We start from the raw sequence: 6,838 nt of genomic DNA, 5'->3' as shown, positions 1-6,838 counted from the left end.
GGCGAGACCCGCGAGGAAATCTCCGAGGCACTGAAGGACCTGCACGCCGCCGGCTGCGACCTGATCACCATCACCCAGTACCTGCGCCCCTCCGAGCGGCACCTTCCGGTGGACCGCTGGGTCAAACCGCAGGAATTCGTCGACCTCGCCACCGAGGCCGAGGAAATCGGCTTCCTCGGCGTCATGTCCGGTCCGCTGGTCCGTTCCTCCTACCGCGCCGGCCGGCTCTGGGCCACCGCAATGCGGAAGAAGGGCTGGGAAATCCCCGCCGAACTCGCACACATCGAGTCCTCCGGCACCACCCGCCAGGAAGCAAGCTCCCTGCTCGCGGCGCACTCCTAACGCCTTTCATAACAAACGTGCCTGAGGGCCGGAACCGGAGCACTCCGACGTCCGGCCCTCAGGCATAAATCACGTAGAATTAAGGCACTATGGCGAATTCCCCTGATTCCAGCAAACCGACTCCGGCAGCCTCCGACGCTCCGAAGCGTGGCCTCTTCTCTCGCAAGCCGAAGGAAGCCAAGGTCAAGAAGCCCAGCAGGCTGAAGCAGATCAACGAAGTCTTCCAGATGACGCGGCGCCACGACCCCATGGTCGTCTGGATGATGCTGCTGGCGTTCCTGGGCGTCATCGCGGTCAGCTTCCTGGTGGGCTACCTTCTCGAAAACTGGATCACGGGCCTGATCATCGGCATCCCGCTGGGTCTTCTGGCCGCCACCCTGATCCTCTCGCGGCGCGCTGAGCGTGCGGCCTTTGCCCAGATTGAAAACCAGCCCGGCGCGTCCGGGGCTGCCCTGGGCACCCTGAAGCGCGGCTGGATCACTGAAGACCAGCCGGTTGCGGTCAACCCCCGCACCCAGGACGCCGTTTTCCGCGCCATCGGCCGTCCCGGCGTCGTCCTGGTCTCCGAAGGACCCACCCACCGGGTCCGTCCGTTGGTCGATGCCGAACGCAAGCGCCTGGCGCGTATCCTGCCCAACGTCACGGTGCACGTGATCGAGACCGGCCGCGGCGAAGGGCAGACTCCGATCAGCCAGGTCGCCAAGAAGATGAACAAGCTGGACAAGGAACTCACCAAGCTCGAGGTGAGCGCGGTATCCAAGCGCATTTCCTCGCTGGGAAACCGTCTCCCCATCCCCAAGGGAATTGATCCCTACAAAGCCCGGCCGGACCGCAAAGCAGCACGCGGCCGCTAACAGCACCATCAACGCCCCGGCGTCCGGCCATCCGGCCGGCAACCGGGGCGTTTGCTTTGCGACCATCACCCCGTCATCACCACCCGTCGACCACTGTCACGGGTCATTGCCACGAGCCATTGCCATGAGCGAAAACGGAGAACCGTGAAACTGCCCTCAAAATCTGCCGTCGTCCGCCTCTTTCGGATACTCGCCGTCGCCGAAGCGTTCAGCTGGGCTGCCCTCCTGACCGGAATGTACTTCAAGTGGATAGCCCGGACCTCGGAGTTGGGCGTGGAGATTGCCGGCCCGGTTCATGGGGCACTGTTCATCGCCTATGGCGTGGCGGCGCTGGCCCTGTGGCGGCTGCAGCGGTGGCCTTTCCTGGTGGCGTTCTTCGCAGGGCTCTCCGCGGTATTTCCGTTCGCCACGGTCCTGTTCGAACGCTGGGCGGGCAAGCGCGGATATCTCACCCCGGCCGCCAGCGGGCACCCGGCGGACCGGGAACGCGAGAGCGCCAGCGTCTGACCGGATCCTGCCTGCAGTTCCGCTATCTCGGGCCCGGCTACATCCGGGCCAGGCCATATCAGGCAGGGGCTACATCCGGACGAGAATGGTGTTCATTGCCTTGTCGTGCAGGCCCCGGTGATCCGGGTCAAAGATGACCGCCGGAATGACCAGGCACAGGAGCACGGCGCGGACAAGTGCTGCCAAGGGCCCCGCCGGAGCGCCGCCCAGGCGCACAACGTGGATTCCAACCAGGCGGTGGCCGATGCTGTAGCCGAGGGTTCCGATCAGCAGGACCTGCTCAACCGCGAACACGGCCAGGGTCGCCCACGGGTCGCCGCCAAAGGCGAAATTGCTGATCAGGAGCGCCAGGGCCCAGTCGATGCAGATGGCAAGGATCCGGCGCCCCGCGCGTGCCATGGAGCCCGGTCCCGCCTCGGGCAGGCCGAGCCGCTCCCCGGGGTATCTGGAAATGCCGGAAGTGTCCGGACCACTGAGCCACGAACCTATGTCTTTGCGATCAACCACGGATCAAGACTATCTTCTGCGGGAAGATCACAGGTCACTCTGCCGAGAAGTAGTTTGTTCGAAGCCCTGTGCGCAGTTCGGTTGAAGTTCACACTCTGGATGCGGATGGACCACAGTGTGGACACCGTATAGCGTTTACATATCAGGCGGTTATGTAACCTGCCGGAAACAAAGCGGACACGGACGGGAAACCCCGTGTCCCTAGGGTGGTAACAGTTGCTAGCGAGCTGGGAGCGGGGACACTTTTGTGTTTTCGCGCCTTCGGATTGCGCTGGACCATATGGCTTTCCAGCCAGTTATTACTTATGCGTAAGGAGCATAGATGTTTAAGACTGCGGACGAAGTCCTCAAGTTCATCAAGGACGAAGATATTAAATTCGTCGATATCCGCTTCACCGATCTTCCTGGCGTGCAGCAGCACTTCAATGTGCCGGCCAAGAGCGTCGATGCAGACTTCTTCATCAATGGCCAGCTCTTTGACGGTTCCTCCATCCGCGGTTTCCAGGGCATCGCCGAGTCCGACATGCAGCTCATCCCGGACGTCACCACGGCGTTCCTCGACACGTTCCGCATGGAGAAGACCCTCGCGCTGAACTTCTCCATCGTGAACCCCCGCACCGGTGACCCCTACCACCGCGACCCCCGCGGCGTAGCCGAGAAGGCTGAAGCCTACCTCGCCTCCACCGGCATTGCGGACACCGCATTCTTCGCTCCCGAGGCCGAGTTCTTCGTGTTCGACAACGTCCAGTACCAGTCCTCCCCGCAGGGCAGCTTCTACAAGATCGACTCCGAAGAAGCCCACTGGAACACCGGTCGCGAAGAAGAAGGCGGAAACCTGGGCTACAAGACCCCCGTCAAGGGCGGCTACTTCCCGGTTTCCCCCACCGACAAGCAGGCCGACCTGCGCGACGCCATGTGTGTCGCTCTGGACGAGGCCGGCCTTGAGGTCGAGCGCAGCCACCACGAGGTCGGTTCCGCCGGCCAGGCCGAGATCAACTACAAGTTCACCACGCTGACCCACGCGGCTGATGACCTGCAGAAGTTCAAGTACGTCATCAAGAACACCGCTGACGCCTGGGGCAAGTCGGTCACCTTCATGCCGAAGCCCGTCTTCGGCGACAACGGCTCGGGCATGCACTGCCACCAGTCGCTCTGGAACGGCGGCGAGCCGCTGTTCTACGACGAAAAGGGTTACGCAGGCCTGTCCGACATGGCCCGCTGGTACATCGGCGGCCTGCTGAAGCACTCCTCCGCCGTGCTCGCCTTCACCAACCCGACGGTTAACTCCTACCGCCGCCTGGTCAAGGGCTTCGAGGCTCCCGTCAACATGGTTTACTCGCAGGGCAACCGCTCCGCCGGTATCCGCATCCCCATCACGGGTTCCAACCCGAAGGCCAAGCGCATCGAATTCCGCGCTCCGGACCCCTCCTCGAACCCGTACCTGGCATTCGCTGCCCAGCTGATGGCCGGCATTGACGGCATCCGCAACCGCATCGAACCGCCGGCTCCCATCGACAAGGACCTCTACGAGCTCCCGGCCGAGGAAGCAAAGGACATCCCCAAGGCTCCGGGCACGCTCGAGGAAGCATTGGACGCACTGGCCGAGGACAACGAGTTCCTCCAGGCCGGCGGTGTGTTCACCCAGGACCTGATCGACACCTGGATCGAGTACAAGTACGAGAACGAGATCCGCCCGCTGTCGCTGCGCCCGAACCCCTACGAGTTCGAGCTCTACTACGGCGTCTAGTCAGTTCATGCGGCTGAAGCGGGCATAATTCGCACACAGTCCCGCAATTTAGTTACAGCAAAGGCCGGCCCCAGGTTCAAACACCTGGGGCCGGCTTTTTTAGCTTGGATCCGCTAGGCCTGCTGTGCAGTCCGCGCATTCAACCGCTCCCCGAGCACGGCTGGCTGTTGACCCGCAGGCCTGGCATCGTGAAGCGCCCCTTGCTTTACTCACTCTGGCACCTCATGGGGCACCCATGCTGCCAAGGCCTCCGTTGGCCCCGAGTCCCGCAGTGCGTGCCTGAAGGTCAGAACGTACCTTCCCCCTGGAAGTTCAATCGGGAACTCCGGCGCTTCGCGAAGATCCGACGTTCCGTCCTTCTCGCCGCCTTTATAGGTCACGTTCAGCCTCATAGACCCACCGTAGAACACCAGCAAGACATTAGAAAGGCCCCGCACGGCCCGTTGAGCTGACTCCAGCCCTCAACGCCCGAGACGGTCAGGGCTACACCGATGGCGTGTCTAGTCAGACACCCGGCCTAAACCGCGTTTAGTCCCCAGATAAAGCCCGCCTGTGCTGCTTCGACAGCACAGGCGGGCTTTTCTTTGCCGGTTGTTAGGCCACGCACCCGCCATTGGCGGCCACGTAGCCGTCGAGCCGGTAGATGAAGGCCGCCATCTGCTCACGCGTGACGGCGTCGGCCGGACGGTAGGTGCCGTCCGCCCAGCCAGTGGAAATCTCGGCGTGCTTCATCCAGGAGATCTCCCGATAGAAGCCGCTCGCGGGCGTCATGTCCACGAATGGCGATACGGCCGGCCCGGCAATGTTGGCGTCTGCGATGCGGCAGAGCTTTGCCGCATACCGGTTGAGAAAGGCTGACATCGCTTCGCGGGTGATGGATTCATACGGCCGGTAGGTATGGTCCGCCCAGCCTGTGGAAAGTTCGGTGCGGTTCATCCACGCAATCGGGCGGTAGAAGTCGTGAGAGGTGGGCACGTCGATAAACGGTGACACCGCGGGCGGCGTGAATTCGGGGTTGCCCGCGAGCCGGTACATAAAGGCGGCCATAGCCTCCCGGGACATCGTCGCAAACGGCCGGTACGTGCCGTCCGCCCAGCCGGTGGACAGTTGGCTGTAGTACATCCAGTCAATCTGGGTCTGGAATGCTGACTGGTATGCGTCAATGAACGGCGAGGCGTTGATGGTGATGCCTGCTGAGGTGCTCGTTACGTAGTCGACCGTCACCCTCGTACCCGTATAGGTGGTGAAGGTCTGGCCGGCCTGCCAGGTCTGGTTGGAGGCGTAGTAACCGGAGAAAGGGAGGGTTGAGGGCATCAGGATCAGCGAACTTGCTGAGGTGGCTCCTCCAGACTGGACAATCTTGACGCCCCGGTTGCCGCTGACGGCGGTTGCAGCGTCGTAGCCGACGGGCAAGCGCAGCTCCAGGTAGTAGACCTCTTTGCTCTTCGGATCGGTGAACTTCACGGCACGGTTTGCTTCGCTGCCCGCCCAGGCCTTCAGCGTGTATTTCTTGACGCCTGAAGCCAAGCCGGCGTTGAAGATCTCGTCTCCGCGGCCGAATCCCCCGCGGTCCCAGAAGCTGGAGCTGATGGCCGGAAGGCTGTACTGCGCGGCACCCATCAGGTCAGTGGTGTCTCCATATTCGCGGATACTGCAGGACGTGTCGGCAAATCCCCCGGTCAGGCTCGGGCCGACGTCGGCGATGCCGCTGCCGCACTGGAGGCTGTCGGCGTGCATGAGGCCAAGAACGTGTCCGAACTCGTGGGCGACCACGTTGTTCGTGAACTTGCTCGGCAGGGGCATCAAAATGCGCCCGCTGGTACCGTCACTGCTGGCCCCGAAGCCCAGGGCGCCCCAGGAAAGGGTGGGAACCGGAACGTAGATCACCAAAGCGGTGTAAGGACTGCTGACCCAGCCCAGTTCACGGGTCACCGTGTTGGTGATGGTGTAGTAGTCCTGGCCGGAGGTCGCCGAGGACTTGAAGCCCGTTCGTACAGAGGCCACAGACATGGAGAGCCTGTTATTGGACATTGCCTTCCAATAGTTGCTCGAAGCCGTGATCCCGTTCTTAGCCGCATCCAGGGAAATCGCGCTGGTTTCCGCCGCGCTCTTGTCCGCCAACTGCACCGTTACCAGGGCCACCTTGATGTCACCGGTCCGCGAGAGACCGGCGGCTCCTTGAAGTTCCAGGGCCTCGGTGCCGAGTTCCCGGCCCTTCGGAAGTGGGGCAACTGCGGTCTCCGAAGCGTGGGCGGCATGCGGAGTGCCTTCCACCTCCTCGATGGGAACGGTCCCGGGAGATGGGGCAGTTGCGGCCAGGGCCGGTGCAACCGGGAGGCTCGCCAGCATGGCTGACGAAAGGAACAAAGCGGCGAAGAGGGCAGCGGCTCGCTGGAAGAGGTGCATGGCGACTTTCGTGATGAAGGGCTTGGAAAACATGGGCGGAACCCTGCAGGGGGTCTCCCACTTCCGGTGCCGTCCGTGTTCTTGCCGAAATCCCGGAATCGTTTCGGCATCGCCAGCGCGCCGGGGCAGGCTGGATTCACGGACCCGTGGAGGCTAGGCGCCGGCGCCCCGCATATTGGCGAACCGGAGGCCGGAAAAAGTCGCGGCGGTCCTGGCGCTGATCGTGCCGACTGTGCTGAATGTCACGGAGGAGATTACGAAAACGTCGATGTCTGCGCGCGCGGCCGAGTGGTGAAAAGAGCCCGCTCCGCCGTGTCTTGCGTATGACATTCAGTGTTCCCCATTATCACAGATGCATTCAGGATGCACTAAAGATAGCATGGGCCCCTCCAGTCACAGCAACCCCATACAGCACAAAAATGCTGAGGGTGCCGGACGCCGCGGCTGGCTGACCGACATGGGAGCAAGCTCGCGC

5 protein-coding genes and 1 pseudogene are annotated in these 6,838 nt (G+C 62.8%); 4 read left to right on the top strand and 2 right to left on the bottom strand.

Going from position 1 to position 6,838, the window contains the following annotated elements; translation table 11 throughout:
• The 3 genes and pseudogenes from J2805_RS21835 to J2805_RS21825 all read left to right on the top strand — a co-directional run.
• Window positions 1-342 (top strand): annotated as a pseudogene (locus tag J2805_RS21835) (lipoyl synthase); the annotation flags it as partial.
• A gap of 89 nt (window positions 343-431) precedes the next feature.
• Window positions 432-1,196, top strand: a complete 765-nt coding sequence (locus tag J2805_RS21830) for a DUF4191 domain-containing protein (RefSeq protein WP_309980059.1) — start codon at window positions 432-434, stop codon at window positions 1,194-1,196.
• Window positions 1,197-1,340: 144 nt separating this feature from the next.
• Window positions 1,341-1,703, top strand: coding sequence for a DUF3817 domain-containing protein (locus J2805_RS21825; protein WP_396134455.1), 363 nt, complete (start codon window positions 1,341-1,343; stop codon window positions 1,701-1,703).
• 69 nt (window positions 1,704-1,772) lie between these two features.
• On the opposite strand, the gene J2805_RS21820 is transcribed toward J2805_RS21825, so the two are convergent.
• Entirely contained in the window at window positions 1,773-2,210 is a 438-nt protein-coding gene (locus tag J2805_RS21820) for an RDD family protein (protein WP_309980057.1), read from the bottom strand.
• A 322-nt stretch (window positions 2,211-2,532) separates the two neighbouring features.
• Between J2805_RS21820 and glnA the strand changes: the two genes are divergently transcribed.
• Window positions 2,533-3,957: a type I glutamate--ammonia ligase gene (glnA, locus tag J2805_RS21815; protein ID WP_011691460.1), complete on the top strand. Its 1,425-nt coding sequence runs from the start codon at window positions 2,533-2,535 to the stop codon at window positions 3,955-3,957.
• 594 nt (window positions 3,958-4,551) lie between these two features.
• On the opposite strand, the gene J2805_RS21810 is transcribed toward glnA, so the two are convergent.
• Window positions 4,552-6,396 carry an S-layer homology domain-containing protein gene (locus J2805_RS21810; protein ID WP_309980053.1) on the bottom strand — a complete coding sequence of 615 codons (1,845 nt, stop codon included), beginning with the start codon at window positions 6,394-6,396 and terminating at the stop codon, window positions 4,552-4,554.
• Window positions 6,397-6,838: the final 442 nt, after the last annotated feature.

The organism is Arthrobacter oryzae, assembly GCF_031454875.1.
GTDB lineage: Bacteria > Actinomycetota > Actinomycetes > Actinomycetales > Micrococcaceae > Arthrobacter > Arthrobacter oryzae_D.
Note: the sequence above shows the minus strand (reverse complement) of the source record. Positions and strands in the feature narration are given on the sequence as shown.